15 protein-coding genes are annotated in these 16167 nt (G+C 70.2%); 10 read left to right on the top strand and 5 right to left on the bottom strand.

From position 1 onward, the window contains the following. Window positions 1–26: 26 nt before the first annotated feature. Window positions 27–1028: a TIGR03842 family LLM class F420-dependent oxidoreductase gene (locus tag ACFWDI_RS25885; protein ID WP_327326919.1), complete on the top strand. Its 1002-nt coding sequence runs from the start codon at window positions 27–29 to the stop codon at window positions 1026–1028. Window positions 1029–1042: 14 nt separating this feature from the next. Continuing rightward, a complete protein-coding gene (locus ACFWDI_RS25880) occupies window positions 1043–2590 on the top strand; it encodes an NCS1 family nucleobase:cation symporter-1 (RefSeq protein WP_385307216.1) in 1548 nt (515 codons plus the stop codon). A gap of 249 nt (window positions 2591–2839) precedes the next feature. On the opposite strand, the gene ACFWDI_RS25875 is transcribed toward ACFWDI_RS25880, so the two are convergent. After that, entirely contained in the window at window positions 2840–3634 is a 795-nt protein-coding gene (locus ACFWDI_RS25875; protein ID WP_385307214.1) for an SDR family NAD(P)-dependent oxidoreductase, read from the bottom strand. A 55-nt stretch (window positions 3635–3689) separates the two neighbouring features. On the opposite strand from ACFWDI_RS25875, the gene ACFWDI_RS25870 reads away from it, so the two are divergent. Together ACFWDI_RS25870 and ACFWDI_RS25865 are read left to right on the top strand one after the other, a co-directional pair. After that, a complete protein-coding gene (locus tag ACFWDI_RS25870; protein ID WP_385307213.1) occupies window positions 3690–5120 on the top strand; it encodes an amidase in 1431 nt (476 codons plus the stop codon). Between the two features lie 5 nt (window positions 5121–5125). Beyond that, window positions 5126–5713 (top strand): TetR/AcrR family transcriptional regulator, encoded by a 588-nt coding sequence (locus ACFWDI_RS25865; protein WP_385307211.1) that lies wholly within the window; start codon window positions 5126–5128, stop codon window positions 5711–5713. 112 nt (window positions 5714–5825) lie between these two features. Here ACFWDI_RS25865 and ACFWDI_RS25860 read toward each other — a convergent pair whose 3' ends face one another. Then, window positions 5826–6617, bottom strand: coding sequence for a TIGR02569 family protein (locus ACFWDI_RS25860; RefSeq protein ID WP_385307209.1), 792 nt, complete (start codon window positions 6615–6617; stop codon window positions 5826–5828). Between the two features lie 32 nt (window positions 6618–6649). Between ACFWDI_RS25860 and ACFWDI_RS25855 the strand changes: the two genes are divergently transcribed. After that, window positions 6650–7111, top strand: coding sequence for an N-acetyltransferase (locus tag ACFWDI_RS25855; protein ID WP_385307207.1), 462 nt, complete (start codon window positions 6650–6652; stop codon window positions 7109–7111). 20 nt (window positions 7112–7131) lie between these two features. On the opposite strand, the gene ACFWDI_RS25850 is transcribed toward ACFWDI_RS25855, so the two are convergent. Then, window positions 7132–7698, bottom strand: coding sequence for a nucleoside deaminase (locus ACFWDI_RS25850; protein ID WP_385307206.1), 567 nt, complete (start codon window positions 7696–7698; stop codon window positions 7132–7134). An 80-nt stretch (window positions 7699–7778) separates the two neighbouring features. Between ACFWDI_RS25850 and ACFWDI_RS25845 the strand changes: the two genes are divergently transcribed. After that, window positions 7779–8756 carry an antibiotic biosynthesis monooxygenase gene (locus ACFWDI_RS25845; RefSeq protein WP_385307204.1) on the top strand — a complete coding sequence of 326 codons (978 nt, stop codon included), beginning with the start codon at window positions 7779–7781 and terminating at the stop codon, window positions 8754–8756. A gap of 25 nt (window positions 8757–8781) precedes the next feature. Beyond that, the gene (locus ACFWDI_RS25840; RefSeq protein WP_385307203.1) at window positions 8782–10179 is read left to right on the top strand and encodes an FAD-binding oxidoreductase; all 1398 of its coding nucleotides are present in this window, start codon (window positions 8782–8784) and stop codon (window positions 10177–10179) included. 80 nt (window positions 10180–10259) lie between these two features. Here the strand turns inward: ACFWDI_RS25840 and ACFWDI_RS25835 are convergent, their stop codons facing one another. Together ACFWDI_RS25835 and ACFWDI_RS25830 are read right to left on the bottom strand one after the other, a co-directional pair. Then, window positions 10260–10769, bottom strand: coding sequence for a WD40/YVTN/BNR-like repeat-containing protein (locus ACFWDI_RS25835; RefSeq protein WP_385307201.1), 510 nt, complete (start codon window positions 10767–10769; stop codon window positions 10260–10262). Window positions 10770–10772: 3 nt separating this feature from the next. Beyond that, entirely contained in the window at window positions 10773–11564 is a 792-nt protein-coding gene (locus ACFWDI_RS25830) for a hypothetical protein (protein WP_385307199.1), read from the bottom strand. A 384-nt stretch (window positions 11565–11948) separates the two neighbouring features. Here ACFWDI_RS25830 and ACFWDI_RS25825 point away from each other — a divergent pair, with 384 nt between their 5' ends. The 3 genes from ACFWDI_RS25825 to gnd all read left to right on the top strand — a co-directional run bounded on the left by ACFWDI_RS25825 (window position 11949) and on the right by gnd (window position 16167). After that, window positions 11949–12833 (top strand): universal stress protein, encoded by an 885-nt coding sequence (locus tag ACFWDI_RS25825; RefSeq protein ID WP_385307198.1) that lies wholly within the window; start codon window positions 11949–11951, stop codon window positions 12831–12833. Between the two features lie 158 nt (window positions 12834–12991). Next, window positions 12992–15055 (top strand): transketolase, encoded by a 2064-nt coding sequence (gene tkt, locus ACFWDI_RS25820; protein WP_385307197.1) that lies wholly within the window; start codon window positions 12992–12994, stop codon window positions 15053–15055. 80 nt (window positions 15056–15135) lie between these two features. Continuing rightward, the gene (gene gnd, locus ACFWDI_RS25815; protein WP_385307196.1) at window positions 15136–16167 is read left to right on the top strand and encodes a phosphogluconate dehydrogenase (NAD(+)-dependent, decarboxylating); all 1032 of its coding nucleotides are present in this window, start codon (window positions 15136–15138) and stop codon (window positions 16165–16167) included.

Here is a 16167-nt window from a genome sequence, read left to right as displayed (position 1 = left end):
GAACCTCATCTAGGAGCGGCCAGGCCATGGACTTCGGACTTGTCCTGCAGACCGACCCGCCGGCCTCGGCCGTCGTCGGACTGATGCGACGCGCGGAACGCAACGGCTTCCGCTACGGCTGGACCTTCGACTCGGCAGTGCTCTGGCAGGAGCCCTTCGTCATCTACAGCCGCATTCTCGAACACACGGAGAAGCTCACCGTCGGCCCGATGGTGACCAATCCGGGCACCAGGACCTGGGAGGTCACCGCCTCCACCTTCGCGACGCTGAACGACATGTACGGCAACCGCACCGTGTGCGGTATCGGACGCGGCGACTCCGCGATGCGTGTCGCGGGACGCAAGCCCAACACCCTGGCCAGGCTCGGCGAGGCGATGGGCGTCATCCGCGATCTGGCCGAGGGCCGGGAAGCCGTAGTCGACGGCCAGCCGCTGCAGCTGCCATGGGTGCGAAACGGAAAGCTGCCGGTGTGGATGGCGGCGTACGGGCCCAAGGCGCTGGCGCTCGCGGGCCAGCAGGCCGACGGGTTCATCCTCCAGCTCGCCGACCCGTATCTGACCGCGTCGATGGTCACGGCCGTACGCACCGCCGCCTCCGACGCCGGACGTGACCCCGACTCCATCACCATCTGCGTTGCCGCGCCCGCGTACGTCAGTGACGACCTGGCGCACGCCCGTGAACAGTGCCGCTGGTTCGGCGGAATGGTCGGTAACCACGTCGCCGACCTGGTCTCCCGCTACGGCGAGCACTCCGACCTGGTGCCCGAGGCCCTCACCTCGTACATCAAGGCACGCGAGGGTTACGACTACAGCCACCACGGCCGCGCCGGGAACCCGTCCACGGACTTCGTCCCGGACGAGATCGTCGACCGCTTCTGTCTGCTGGGGCCCGCAGCGGCGCATATCGAAAAGCTGACGGCGCTGCGCGAGCTGGGCGTCGACCAGTTCGCGGTCTACAACATGCACGACGCGAAGGAAGCGACCATCGACGCGTACGGCTCCGAGATCATCCCGGCACTCAACCGCTGAAAGGCCCAGCAGCAATGACCGCGACCGTCCCGCCCGCCCCGTCCGAAGGACCGATAGTGGACCTGTCGGGCCGCGTCGAGCTCGCGCCCGGCGCGGTCCCCGCCGACCATCGCTTCGTCAACGACGATCTGCTGCCCGTCCCGGTCGCGAAGCGCCGCTGGACGACATACAACTTCGCCGCGCTGTGGGTCGGCATGGCCCACAACATCCCGTCCTGGCTGCTCGCTTCGGGTCTGGTCGCGCTGGGGATGGACTGGAAGCAGGCTGTGTTCACCATCGGCCTCGCCAATCTGATCGTGCTGGCGCCGATGCTGCTCACCGGGCACGCGGGACCCAAGTACGGCATTCCCTTCCCTGTGCTCGCGCGGGCGTCCTTCGGACTGCGCGGCGCGAATCTGCCGGCGCTGATCCGGGCCGGGGTGGCCTGCGCCTGGTTCGGCATCCAGACCTGGATCGGCGGTCAGGGCATCTTCGTACTGCTCGGCAAGATCTTCGGTGGCTGGGCCAAGGCCTCGGAGATCGGCGGGCAGCCGTGGACGCTCTGGGTCTGCTTCCTGCTCTTCTGGGTACTCGAACTCGCCATCATCTACCGGGGGATGGAGACGCTGCGACGGTTCGAGAACTGGGCCGCGCCCTTTGTCATCGTCGGCGCGCTGGTGCTGCTGGTGTGGATCACCGCGAAGGCAGGTGGACTCGGACCGCTGCTCGACCAGCCCTCCGAGCTCGGCTGGGGCGCGGACTTCTGGCCGGTGTTCTTCCCTTCGCTGATGGGGATGATCGCCTTCTGGTCGACGCTGTCGCTGAACATCCCCGACTTCACCCGCTTCGGGGCCGGCCAACGCGCCCAGATCTGGGGGCAGTCACTGGGTCTGCCGACGACGATGACGCTTTTCGCGCTGCTGTCGGTCTTCGTCACCTCCGGCTCCCAGGCGGTGTACGGGGCGGCGGTTTGGGACCCGGTCCAGCTCGCCGCCAAGACCGACAATGTCTTCGGTCTGCTCTTCGCGCTGGTCACGGTGCTGATCGCGACGATCTCGGTGAACCTCGCAGCGAACGTCGTATCGCCCGCATACGATCTCGCGAATCTGGCGCCGAAGATCGTCAACTTCCGTACGGGTGCGCTGATAACGGGCGTCGTCGGCGTACTGATAATGCCGTGGAAGCTGACCGAGACCCCCGAGCTCTACATCTTCACCTGGCTCGGTCTGGTCGGCGGACTGCTCGGCACGGTCGCGGGCATCCTCATCGCCGACTACTGGATCGTCCGCCGTACGGTCCTCGATCTGGCTGGGCTCTACACGCCGGGGAGCCGCTACTGGTACACCTCCGGCTGGAATCTGCGCGCGGTGGCGGCGTTCGTGGTCGGTGGGCTGCTGTCGGTGGGCGGTTCACACTCGGCGGAGGGGAAGGGGCCGTTCCCCGAGGACGGGTTGATCCCCTTCCTGAAGCCGCTCGCGGACTACGGCTGGGCGGTGGGGCTGGCGGCGTCGCTGGTGCTTTATGTGGTGCTGATGCTGCCGGAGCGGGGCCGTGCGGCGCATTCAAGCGCGTCCGGGGTTTGAGATCGAACCCGCTGCCGGGCGGCCTTGTCGGGACTTCGCCCCGAACCCCGCGCCTCAATCGCCGGCGGGGCTGGTTCTGGCTCCCGCCGGGCGGAAGATCCAGCCCGTCCGGTGGTTGAGGACGAACCGGCTGACGGGCAGGTCCAGCCCGTCCGGCGTTTGAGGACGAACCCGGCGGCCGGGCGGCCTGGTCGGGGCTTCGCCCCGAACCCCCGGCCTCAATCGCCGGCGGGGCAGATTTCGCTCCCCTCAGCGGCTGTCGCGCTGCGCCTCCACGATGTTTCGGACCGTGCGGTCCGCCCCGCTCGCGCGGCGCTGGACGCGCTCGGAGAAGCCCGGGAACTGACCGCCGATCGCGGTGAGCACCTTCATCTCGACCGGGGCGACGTTCACTTCGGCCCGGTCCTGTTCGATGGCGCGGAAGACGCCCGCCACGACCTGCCGGGGCGAGACCGTGCGCAGGCCCGCAGGGGCCTCCGCGCCGGTTGCCGCGAACATGCCCGCGTCCCTCACGAACCCGGGCTGGACGATCGATACGCCGACCCCGTGGTCGTGCAGATCCTGGCGCAGCGAGAGTGCGAAGCCGCGCAGACCGAACTTGGTGGCGTCGTACAGCGCGGAGTACTTCGTCGCCGTCTTGCCCGACATCGAGCCGACGAACGCCAGATGTCCCTGTCGCGCCTCGACCATGGCGGGGGCGAGCAGCCGGGCCAGCATCGCGGGAGCGCGAAGGTTCACCGCCAGGGCGCGGTCGATCTGCTCAGGGGTGTAGTCCAGCAGGTCGCCGCTGGAGGGCAGCGCGGCGTTGGCGATCAGGATGTCTGTGCCGGCGGCCTCGGCGGCGAGCCGTGCCACATCCTCCGGGTCCGCGAGGTCGGCGACGATCGTGCGGGCCCCGTACCGGTCGGCGAGCGGTTCCAGCGCGTCGGGCCGGCGCCCGGTCAGCACCAACTTGGCGCCTTTTTCAGCGAGTTCGGCGGCGAGTGCGCCGCCGATACCGCCGGTGACCCCGGTCAGCAGAACGGTTGCTCCGGTGATGCGCATCTGGTTACCCTCCAGTTCTGTTCGTTCGAACGAACAATAGGGAGGCGGGGCGGTCGTGTCCACAGATGAATTCGCCGGACTGACGGAGCATGTACGGGAGTTGGGGGAGGGTCGGACCACGTCCGAGGAGCTGGTGACCAGCGCGATCGAGCGCATTCAGGCCAGCCAGAGCACCATCAACGCCTTCCGCTGGGTGCGCGGCGAACGGGCGCTCGACGAAGCCCGTGACGCGGACCGGCGACTGGCGGCGGGGGAGCGGCTGCCGCTCCTCGGCGTGCCGCTCGCCGTCAAGGACGACACCGATGTGGCCGGGCTGCCCACGCTCTTCGGCTGCAACGGTGAACTCGCCCCGGCCGCCGCGGACGGTGAAGCGGTACGCCGCCTCCGCGCGGCCGGCGCCGTGATCGTCGGCAAGACCAACTCCTGCGAACTCGGCCAGTGGCCGTTCACCGAGGGACCTGCCTTCGGAGCGACCCGTAACCCCTGGTCCACCGACCACACCCCGGGCGGTTCCTCCGGTGGCTCCGCGGCCGCCGTCGCCGCGGGGCTCGTACCCGCGGCGCTCGGCTCGGACGGCGCCGGATCGGTCCGCATCCCGGCCGCCTGGTCCCATCTCGTCGGCATCAAGCCACAGCGCGGACGCGTCTCCCTGCATCCCTACGCCGACGCCTTCCAGGGCCTCGCCGTGAACGGCCCGCTCGCCCGCACCGTCGCCGACGCCGCTCTGCTCCTCGATGTGGTGCAGGGCCCGCACCCCGAGGATCTGCACCAGCCGGACGCGATCGACGCCTCCGCCGCCGCCCGCCGCGATCCGGGCCGGCTGCGCATCGCGCTCGCCTGGCGCCCCCCGCTCACCCTCACCCGCGCCATGCCCCACCCCGAAGTGCGCCGCGCCGTCACCGCACTTGCCGAGGCCCTCGCGCGCCTCGGCCACCAGGTGGAGGAAGCCAGACCGCGCTACGGGTTGATCGGCCTCGCCTTCGTGCCGCGCGCCACCGCCGGGATCGCCGAAGTCGCAGCCCTGCACCCCGATCCCGCCCTCCTCGACCCGCGCACGCGCAGCGCCATGCGCAACGGCCGGCGGCTCGGCGGCCGTGTGGTGCGGGCCGCCCGCGCCCGTGAGGCGCGTCAGCACCAGAGGATCGGCGCGATCTTCGACACCTACGACGTCGTGATCACCCCCACCACCGCCGCGCCGCCGCCGCGCATCGGCACCTTCGACGGTATGAGCGCCTGGCGCACCGACTCGACGATGGCGGCCGCGTGCCCGTACGCCTGGCCCTGGAACGTACTGGGCTGGCCCGGCGTCAATGTCCCGGCAGGCCTCACCGGTGACGGACTGCCTGTCGGTGCCCAACTGCTCGGCCCGGCCGGCAGCGAGGAGCGACTGATCTCACTTGCCGCCCAACTCGAGGCGGACCAGCGGTGGCACGAGAAGCGGCCGCCCGCCCCGGTGATCAGGGGGAGCGCGCCGGTGGAACAATGACCGTCATGTCCAACCCCGCCCGCTCCGCCCCGACCCGGCAGCGCATCATCACCGCCGTCCTGCACATCATCGGCAAGGACGGCGTCGCGGCGGTCACCAACCGGCGGATCGCCAAGGAGGCGGGCGTCTCGCTCGGCTCGGTCACGTACCACTTCGAGACCCAGCACGAGCTGCTGCGCGAGAGCCTGCTGCACTTCGTGCGCGAGGAGACCCGCCGCTTCACCGAGCTCGCGGACCAGTGCCAGAGCGACGGCGTCGACATCGCGGGCGCCGCCGCCCTGGCCGGGCAGGTGGCGGGCGGCACGTCCTTCGACAGCGAGCACATCGCGCCCTTCGAGCTGTACGTCGAGGCCGGGCGCGACGAACGGCTGCGGGAGGCGGCCGCAGAGGCTTTCGCGGCGTACGACCGGCTGGCGGCGCAGATCCTCACCGGCCTCGGCGTCCCGGACGCCGAGCGCCTCGCCGCGACCACCGTGGCGCTGGTGATGGGCCTGCAACTGCGCAGACTGGCTACGGGCGGGCCGGCCGAGGACCTGGTCGACGCGCTGCTGCTGCTCGCGCGGGGCGCGGTCGGCCAGGACGCCGGGCGGTAACCACCCACACCCCGCCACCGGCTCGCGGGAGCGGCCGCCCGCTGCGATGCGCGCCCCGTCGTCCCATGCCGACCGGGCGAGGCGCAGGTGGCACGCGGCCTGCCCATCCGTGTCAGCCGCGGTCGAGGACGAGATCCACGACCGGGCGGTACGCGTACTCCTCCGCGCCGCCAAGTGTCGCGTGGGTGGCGATACGGAAGACCAAGGCGCGAAGGAGCAGTTGACGCCAGTCGGGCAGATGCGCCCACCGGTCGAGCAGCGCGGGCTCGGCCTCGTACCAGCACAGCGCGTCGACGGCGACGACCGCCGAGGCCCAGCCTGCGGGCCGCCAGTAGGGCGGCCAGTCGATGATGGCGGGCGGCAGGCCGGGTTCGAAGAGGACATTGCCCAGCAGATCACCGTGGATGATCTGGGCCGGGGCCGAGACGGGGCGCAGCGCGGCGAGGAGCGGCTTGAGCAGCGGGAAGTCCGGGCCCTGTTCGGTTTCCTGCCAGGCCAGTCGCTCGGCGCGTGACCAGGGATTGTCGCGTAGGCCGAGGAAGCGCGGCCGGGGCAGGTCCGCCAGTGCCGCGTGGAATGCCTCGCCCGTCCGGATGACGTCGTCGGCGCGGTGCGGATCGCTGGATCCGCCGATCAGCCGCCAGGCCTCCCAGCCGTGCGCCGCCCAGGACCCGTCGGCGGCCGGGACCGGCCGGCCCACCCGGAAGGCGGAGGTCTCTGGCAGATGGTGCAGCACGCCCGCGCGCCACGCGGTCTCCGGCGCCGTCGCCACAGGCCTCAGTACCAGCGCGCCGGAGCGCCAGGCCGAGCCCCGGCAGCCGGGGACAAGGGCCGGCGCTTCGGCTGCGCCGAACGCTGTGAGCACAACAGAAGGCGGGGCCGCGGAGGCGGAGGACTGGCTCATGGACGGGGAGCGTAGGCGGCTACCCTGCACAGATGTCGAACACTCTCTTCGTGCCCGATGAATTCGTGGTGCCGCGCGAACTCGACTGCGGGCCATTCCGTCTCGAACCGCTGGGGCCCGAGCACAACGAGGCCGACCTCGCCGCGTGGACGTCGAGCATCGAGCACATCCGCAAGTCTCCTGGTTTCACCCGGAGTTGGCCACCGGCCGAGGGGATGACAGCCGAGGAGAATCTGGCTGATCTGGTCGGGCACGCCGGGGACTTCGAGCAGCGGCGGGGCTTCACGTACACCGTCCTCGAGACCGTGACCGGGACCGTGACCGATGTCGTAGTCGGCTGCGTCTACATCTACCCGGACCGGGACGACCCGGCCGTCACCACAGTGCGTTCGTGGGTACGGGCCGACCGTGGGAGCCTCGACCAGCCGGTGTACGAGGCCGTCAGCGCCTGGCTCACCGCCGACTGGCCGTTCGCCGAGATCCGCTACCGCTGAGGTTCAGTGCGCGAGGTTCTTCAGTACGGGTGCCGGTCGGGCTTTGAGCTCCACGCCTCGTAGGCCTTCGCGCCCAACTCGGGATGGATCTGCTCGATCTGGATCCTGCGCTCGTCGAGGGGCTTCATGAAGTCCTCGTACTGGAAGGCGTCATCGAATCCGATCTCACGCGTGGCCTTCAAATCGCAGCTGAAATAGACGTTGTCGATCCGCGACCAGTAAATGGCGCTCATGCACATCGGGCACGGGGCGCCGCTGATGTAGATCGAGCACCCTTTGAGCATCCGGGCCCTCTCCGGTACTCGGTCGGGGGACCCTTCCGGGCGCTGCACGTATTCCAGCGTGCTCTCGTTCTGGTGCTCCTGCGATATGGATGGCGCCTCGGGATTGAGCCGCTGAACCGCCTTGCGAATGGTCTCCACTTCGGCGTGCGCGGTGGGGTCGCCGGTGAGGAGCACGCGATTCTGCCCGCGGGCGAGGATCTCGCCGTCACGGGTGATGACCGCGCCGAAAGGGCCGCCCCATCCCTCTTCCACGGACTCGGTGGCCAGCCGTACCGCCTCGGCCAGAAACTCCTTGTGCCCCATGTCGAACCTCCGCTTCACTGCTCACTGAGGCATAATTACCCAATTGTCCGATAACTCCCCTGCGTAGTAGGCTACTCCGTATGGGTGTTGCTGCAAGCCGTGTCCCGGGCGACGACGGCGCGACCGTCGTGACCTCCCAGAAAGTCCGGGAGGGCCGGGTTGACGCCTATAAGCGCTGGCAGGAGAAGACCAACCACGTTGCCGAGGGCTTTGACGGCTTCGAGGGCGCGGAGGTGTATCCACCGGGCACCGGCGAGGAGAACGAGTGGGTGGCGGTCTTCCGGTTCTCCCGTATCGATGAGCTGACCACATGGCTGGACTCCGGCGCGCGCCGTGAGCTCCTGAATGAGGCGCGCCCGCTGTTCGAGGGTGCCCCGACGCAAGAGGTGCTGGCCGGCGGTACGCCTGCCCCTCAGGAGCAGGAAGCTGTCACCGCGGTCATCTCCCATTCTGTGCGGCCGGGGAAAGAGCCCGACTTTGTGCGGTGGCAGGACAAAGTCCGGAAGGTGCAGGAAAGGCATCCCGGCTTCATGGGGACCGAGTTGTTCCGGCCGGTGGAGGGAATCCAGGACAAGTGGGTGGTCGCTTTCCGTTTTGACACCCGCGACAACCTCGACGATTGGCTCGCCTCCGCCGACCGCGAAAAGCTGCTCGAAGAGGGGCATCGGTACTTCTCCTCGTACGACGTACGCAAGATCGGGTCGGCGTTCAGCGGCTGGTTCCGCTTCGGGGAGGGCGACGAGGAAGGGATTCCGGCCAACTGGAAGCAGGCCATGTCCGTCGTCCTGGCTCTGTATCCGACCGTGATGGTCCTGAATCTGACGGTGGGAAAGGTATTCGCCAACTGGGGCATACCCGGGTATCTGGGCCTGTTCATCTCCAATGTGCTGAGCGTCTCCATCCTGACCTGGGTGTTGATGCCGCTGCTCAACCGAGCCCTCGCATTCTGGCTGCTGCCCGACCGGGCACATTCCGTGCGTACGAATGCGGCGGGCGCCTTGGTCGTAATGGTGTGCTGGGCGATCTTCCTCCTGATATTCGGCCTGACCACGGGCTGACGACGAGTCGACCAATGGGGTCATCATGGGCGGACAGACGCACGCGCGGCGTATCGAGGGAGACATCGTCCGGCGGGGCGACCCCGGATACGAGCACGCCTGGCAGGGCATCCTGTGGAACGGTGTCAAGCCACCGCGGTTCCCGGATGTGATTGTCCGCGTCGCCTCGGAACGCGATGTCCCGGAAGCCGTCGCACTGGCCCGCTCCGAGGGTCTGCGCATCGCCGTACGGTCGGGCGGGCACAGCTGGTGCGGCTCGCCACTGCGCGACGGGGGCATGCTCATCGACCTCTCCGCACTCAACCGGATCCATGTTGACCCGGACTCCGCCACGGCGACCGTCCAGCCCGCCGCCACCGGCCGCGCACTCGCCGCCGAACTCTCCCGGCACGGCCTGGCCTTCCCCACCGGGCACTGCGGATCCGTCGCCCTCGGCGGATATCTCCTCAGCGGCGGTCTCGGCTGGAATTCCGGCGCGCTGGGACCGGCTTGCGCGAGCCTGCGGCAGATAGAAGCCGTGACCGCCGCCGGCGAGGTCGTCACCTGCGACACGGACGAGAACTCCGACCTGTTCTGGGCGGCGCGGGGAGCCGGCCCCGGCTTCTTCGCGATTGTCACCGGCTTCCGCCTCGCCCTGTACCCGCGCCCGGCGGCGATCGTCACGACCACGTACGCCTTTCCGCTGGCGGACGTCGTACCCGTGACCCGCTGGGTCACCGAGGCCGCCACCGAACTTCCGCCGACCGTCGAGCTGTCCTTCGTACTGGGCACCGCCGACCCGGCCATGTCGGCGGCCACACCGAGGCCCAAGGTCGTCATCGTCGCTGCCACCGCCTTCGCGGACAGCCAGGAAGAGGCGATCCGCTCCCTCGGGCCGCTGCGGGTCTGCCCGCTCGCCGACCACGCCATCTTCCAGCAGGCCGACGAGCCGACCACCCTCGAGGTCCTTTACGAGACGTCGGGGACCGTGTGGCCGGCGAGCCACCGCTGTGGCGCCGACACCCTGTGGTCGGGCGCGGACTACGAAACCCTGCTGTCGAGGCTCGCCCCTGTGGTCGCGGTGGCCCCTTCGGAGAAGTCCCTCGTGCTCGCCCCCGTGTCACCGGTCTCACAGGAGAAGGCACTTCAGCACGACATGGCCTACTCGGTGCTCGGCGACAGCTACGTCGTCCCGTTCGCGATCTGGGACTCCGCGGCGCAGGACGACGCCAACATCAGCTGGCTGCGCGACGCCATGCGCATCGTCGAACCCCTCGGCACGGGCCACTACATCGCGGAAGCCGACCTCACGGCCGACCCCTCCCGAGCCCGCCGCTCCTTCAGCCCCTCCGACTGGGACCGCCTGGGCCGGCTGAAGGCACGCTACGACCCCGATGACGTCTTCTTCTCCTACCTCGGGCGATCGGCAACCTGGGCCGCCTGACAGGCACAAGCGGTATGTGTGTTGCGCCGCCGTGGGCGTGCCGTGCGGGGATTCCCCACGGGCGTGCCGTACGGCTTGCCCTACGGGGACGCACACGCCAGCCGGAACTCGCTCCACCGCACGCCGTCCGGGGTTATCCGGTGGATGCATCCGCCTTGGTCGACCTGGAGACCGAGCGGGGTCCGCAGGGCGTACAACAGGCCGGGGTCCGTTCGCGTGAAGGTGCGACCGCCGTCCTTGCTCGCACAGGCCCCCTTCTCCCCGTGCAGTACGAGCTCGCCGCCGCGACCGGGCACCACCTGGCCGAGCAGCGTCCGGGGCTCCTCCCTGGGGCCCGTCGTCCACATCCGCTCCCAGGTGAGGCCGCCATCGCGCGAGCGGTGCAGGGCACGCATCGGGTTCTTCACGGGCTCGCCGCCCTCCAGCTCGCCCATCTCCGCCGCGTAGACCGCGTCCCGGCCGACTGAAACCGCAACATGGCGCCCGGGCTTCTTCGTGGGGCTCGGCAGCTTGCTGACCGACCAATGGCGGCCCGCGTCACGGGATACGGCGACCGCCACCTCGCCCGAGACCGGATCGCTGCCCGACACCCATCAGGAACCGTCCGGCTCGGCCACGCTCGCGGGCACCGGGACGGGAGTCACCCCGGTCCGTGGTTGCCGTGGGCCAGGGGCAGTCGGTGGTTGCTGCCCGATCGGTGCCTTCGCGGGCAGGCCCCATAGCAGCGACGGCCCCTGCCTGAGGAACCGGCGCCGACCGTCCTGCGGCGAGAGCACCGCGATCCGGTACTGGGTGCACTCCTGCTCCTCGGGGTCGAGCGATGACACGCACTCGGTGGACAGCACAGCGCCCTTCGGTATCGCCGTCACCGTGCCGCGCGCCGTCCAGTCACCCGCCCGCCAGGACCTGCCCCCGTCCACCGTGAACCAGGTGCGGCGAGGCCGTTTGTCGCTGTTCTCCCGGATCCAGGCACGGGCCGGGCCCAGCACATGGAGGTCGGCGCTTATGCCCGCGCCGCCGCGCACCACAGGCAGCGGCGATCGGCGCAGGGCCCAGGTCGAGCCGCCCCGGTCGAGCACCGCGACATACTGCCTGCAGAAGTTGTTGTCGGGCGTCGCCGCGTCCTCCACGCACTGGGCGAGCAGAGCGAAGCCGCTCCCGTCGGCGGCGAACCGCACCTGGTGAGCCCAGCCCGGCAGTCCCGGCGCGGACGGTATGCGAGGCAGTGGAACCGACCGCTCCCCGCCCGGCCCCAAGTCCACACCTGTCCCCAACTCCTCCGCCCGCTCCGGATTCTGGCCGCGGTCCGGCGGTCCCGACGGCTCGTCCGCCGAACAGCCCGTCAGCAGCAGCGCGGTCAGTAACCCGATCACGCCCGCAGCCATCCCCGTACACCTGCGCATTGAGCTTCTCCCGCCCTCGGCCGACCGGTCCGCGGTGAACCGGCGCACGGGAAACCGTGCTGCCTCTGATACACCGCGAACCGGCTGCGGGTTCCGCTCCAGCCCGAACTGCGTGAACTGCTTCAGCGAGACTCCCTCCCGTCCGGGGCGGGGGCTCCGGCCTCGTCCGTACGCGACCGGGCCGACTGTCCGCGCATGGACCACCGGTTCCTGCCGCCCGCGGAGGGCACGGCTCACTGTCCGTGATGCCCTGAATCGCGGCATTTCCGGTGTATGGGTAATTTCTTGATCAGGCCCCCTCTTGCGCGGATGCCCGTGACGGCCCTCGTGACGGTCCACGCAAGAGCCCGAGGCAAGGAGAGCAGCATGTCCCGACCCGTCGTTGTGGGAGTGGACGACTCCGACGAGAGCCTGGCGGCAGTGGACTGGGCCGCGGACGAGGCCGCGGCGCGCGACACCGGCCTCCGGCTGGTGAACGCCTCGCAGTGGCAGGAGCACCAGCTCCAGGCCGTGAAGCCGTCCCGCGAGACCCGGACCGACCGGGAGCAGAGTCTGCTGGGCGCGATGGAGGAGCGTGTCCGGGCGCGCCAGTCGGGGGTCGTCATGGCCACGGAGGAGGTCGAGGACGCCCCCGCCAGGGCCCTGCTGGCCGCCGCAGGCTCCGACGCGGACCTGCTCGTTCTGGGGTCGACCGGACTCGGCACCGTCGGCGGCTTCATCGTCGGCTCGGTGGGGCAGGAGGTCGTGGCGGAGGCGAAGCACCCGGTGGTGCTCGTACGGCCGGATTACGGCGACCGCGAGGCAGGCGCCGGCGCCCCCGGCGGCGATGCACGCCGAAAAGTGGTCCTCGGTCTGGACGTACGCGATGTGCAGGACGAACTTCTCGACTTCGCGTTCGCCTTCGCGGAACGACACGCCGTCCCGTTGCACATCGTGCACACCTGGCACCATCCGGGCCTCCACCGCCATGCCGAGGCTGCCGGGCACGGCGGCCCCGACCCGGGGACCAAGGCGGAGCGGGAGTCGGCGCTGTCGGACGCGGTGCGCCCCTACCGGGACAGGTTCCCGGGCGTGAAGGTGTCCGAGGAGGCCGCTCCGGGGCGGGCGGCCAGCCACCTCGTCCACGCCGCGTCCGATGCGGGACTTGTTGTCGTCGGCCGACGCGCGGCATCGGGCGCGCACATCGGTTCGGTCACCCACGCGGTGATCCACCACGCTCGCTGTCCCGTCGCCGTCGTTCCGCACGCCTGACGCATTTCACCCGTCGCGGGTGAGGCATCGCAGCGGGACCTCCCGGCATCCTCCGAGCAGGATCGCCCACGCTGCGCGGCCCACCCGGCGCCGGACTGCCGTCGCCAGGCGCACCGGGCGGCGGACCGACCTGAACCCACCGAGATCGGGGAACACTCATGACCGACCTGGACACCCTGTCGGTGAACACTGTCCGCGGTCTCTGCATGGACGCCGTCCAGAAGGCCCAGTCCGGCCACCCGGGCACGCCCATGGGGATCGCGCCGGTCGCCTACACCCTCTGGCAGCGGTTCCTGCGGTTCGATCCTCAGGACCCGATCTGGCCCAACCGCGACCGCTTCGTGCTCTCCGAGGGGCACGCCTCGACGCTGCTGTGGTCCCTGCTCCATCTGACCGGCGTCCGTGCCGTCGACCCGGACTACGAGGTGCTGGGACGGCCGGCGGTGACGCTCGACGACCTGAAGTCGTTCCGTCAGCTCGGCTCCCGCTGCCCCGGTCACCCCGAGTACCGCTGGACGAGCGGTGTCGAGGCCACGACCGGGCCGCTCGGCCAGGGGGTGGCGAACTCCGTCGGGATGGCGATGGCCGGCAGGTGGCTCGCCACGCGGTACAACCGGGAGGACTTCCCCCTCTTCGACTTCGATGTGTACGCGCTCGCCGGGGACGGCTGCATGATGGAGGGCGTTGCCTCGGAGGCCGCCTCGCTCGCAGGGCATCAACGGCTGTCCAACCTGTGCTGGATCTACGACTCGAACCGGGTCACCATCGAGGGCCACACCAGCATCACCTTCACCGAGGACGTCGCCGCCCGCTTCCTCGCCTACGGCTGGAACGTGACCACCGTCGCCGACGCCAACGACCTCGACGCCGTCGCCCGCGCCTTCCACACCTTCCGGGCCGAGACCGAGCGCCCCACCCTGGTCCTGGTCCACAGCCACATCGGCTACGGCTCACCCGTCGAGGACTCACCGAAGGCCCACGGAGCACCGTTCGGACCGGACGGCGTCCGGGCGACCAAGCGCTTCCTCGGCCTACCCGAGGACGAGCAGTTCTGGATTCCCGAGGAGGTCCGTGACTGGTTCGGCCAGGGCATCGGTGCGCGTGGTGCCCAACTGCGCACCGCCTGGGAGAAACGGTTCGACGCATACCGCGCCGCCTGGCCCGAACTCGCCGACGAGCTGGAGCGCATGCAGCGCCGTGAACTCCCGGACGGATGGGACAGCAAGCTTCCCGACTTCCCCGCCGACCCCAAGGGCCTGGCCACCAGGGACTCCTCGGCCCAGGTGCTCAACGCCCTCGCGCAGAGCATTCCCTGGCTCCTCGGCGGCTCCGCCGACCTCGCGCCGTCGACCAAGACCCATCTCACTTTCGACGGCGCGGGAGACTTCCAGCCGGAGAGCCCGTCCGGGCGCAACCTCCACCTCGGCGTCCGGGAGCACGCCGCGGCGGCCGTCACCAACGGTATGGCCCTGACCAAGCTGCGGCCGTACTGGTCGGGATTCCTCATCTTCTCCGACTACGCCAAGGGAGCCATCCGGCTGTCCGCGCTGATGGAGATCCCGGTCGTCCACATCTTCACGCACGACTCCATCGGCGTCGGCGAGGACGGACCCACCCACCAGCCGGTCGAACAGCTTGCGGGCCTGCGCGCGATGCCGGGACTGCTGGTGTTCCGCCCCGGTGACGCGGGCGAAGTCGTCGAGACCTGGCGGCTGGTCGCCGGCCTGCGCCACGAGCCGGCGGCACTGGTCCTCTCCCGCCAGGCGCTGCCCACGCTCGACCGAACGCGGCTGGCCGCCGCCTCGGGTGTCGCACGCGGTGCCTATGTGCTGGCGGACCCGCCCTCCGGCGAGCCACAGGTGATCCTGCTCGCCACCGGATCCGAAGTGTCCCTGGCGCTGGCCGCCAGGGACGAACTCGCAGCCGACGGCATCGCGGCCCGGGTGGTCAGCATGCCGTGCTGGGAGCTGTTCGACCGTCAGCCGCGGGAGTACCGCGACCAGGTCCTGCCGCCGGCGGTGACCGCGCGGGTCGGCATCGAGCAGGCATCGACGTTCGGCTGGGACCGCTACGTGGGAGACGGCGGCGCTCTCGTCGGCATGCACACCTACGGTGCCTCGGCGCCCCTGAAACAACTGCTCACGAAGTTCGGGTTCACCCCGCAGCGGGTGGCCGAGGTCGCACGGGAGCTGGTGGAGTCCCGGCAGGAGGCGAGGACATGAGCCGGACCTCGGCCACGAGCCGTCCACCAACGCCCTCATCCGTCATCATCACCGCGCTCTGAAGAACGGGGAAGCCGGACATGACCACTGACACACCCATGCAGCTCGGCATGATCGGGCTCGGCCGGATGGGCGCCAATCTCGTGCGCCGGCTGATGCGTGACGGTCACCGATGCGTCGTCTACGACCTCGACCGGGAGGCCGTGCAGGAGCTGGAGAAGGAGGGGGCGACGGCCGCCACCTCGCTCCATGACTTCGTCGACAAGCTGGAAAAGCCCAGGAACGTCTGGCAGATGCTCCCCGCCGGGGTGGTGCAGCCGACACTGGACCAGCTGGCCGCGCTGCTCGAACCCGATGACACCGTCGTCGACGGCGGCAACTCGTACTACCGGGACGACATCGCCCGGGCGCAGCAGCTCGCTCCCCGCGGAATCCACTACGTCGACTGCGGGACCTCGGGCGGCGTCTGGGGCCTCGAAAGGGGCTACTGCCTGATGATCGGCGGCGAGGACGACGCGGTGGCACGGCTGAACCCGATCTTCCGCACCATCGCCCCCGGCGCCGGGAGCGTCGAGCCCACCGCGGGCAGGACCCGCGCCGACGGGACCGCGCCCGAGGGCTATCTGCACTGCGGCCCGAGCGGCGCGGGCCACTTCGTGAAGATGGTGCACAACGGAGTCGAGTACGGGATGATGGCCGCCGTCGCCGAGGGGCTCAGCATCATCAAGCACGCGGACGCGGGTATGCGCCGCAGAGCCGTCGACGCCGAGACCGCCCCGCTGCGCGAGCCGGAGGCCTACCAGTACGAGATCGACGTCGCCGAGGTCGCCGAGGTGTGGCGCCGGGGCTCGGTCGTCAGTTCATGGCTCGTCGACCTGGTCGCCGACGCGCTGGCGCGCTCGCCCGAGCTCGACACGTTCACCGGCCGCGTCTCGGACTCGGGGGAGGGCCGCTGGACGGTCCTGGCGGCGGTCGACGAGAGCGTGCCCGCCCCGGTCATCATCTCTGCGCTGACGCAGCGGTACGAATCGCGCGGGCTGGGCGAGTTCACCGACAAGCTGCTGTCCGCGATGCGCGGCGAGTTCGGCGGTCACGCCGAGAAGGCGGGGTGA

It is taken from the genome of Streptomyces sp. NPDC060064, assembly GCF_042736455.1.
In the GTDB taxonomy this organism is placed as follows: Bacteria; Actinomycetota; Actinomycetes; order Streptomycetales; family Streptomycetaceae; genus Streptomyces.
Note: the sequence above shows the minus strand (reverse complement) of the source record. Positions and strands in the feature narration are given on the sequence as shown.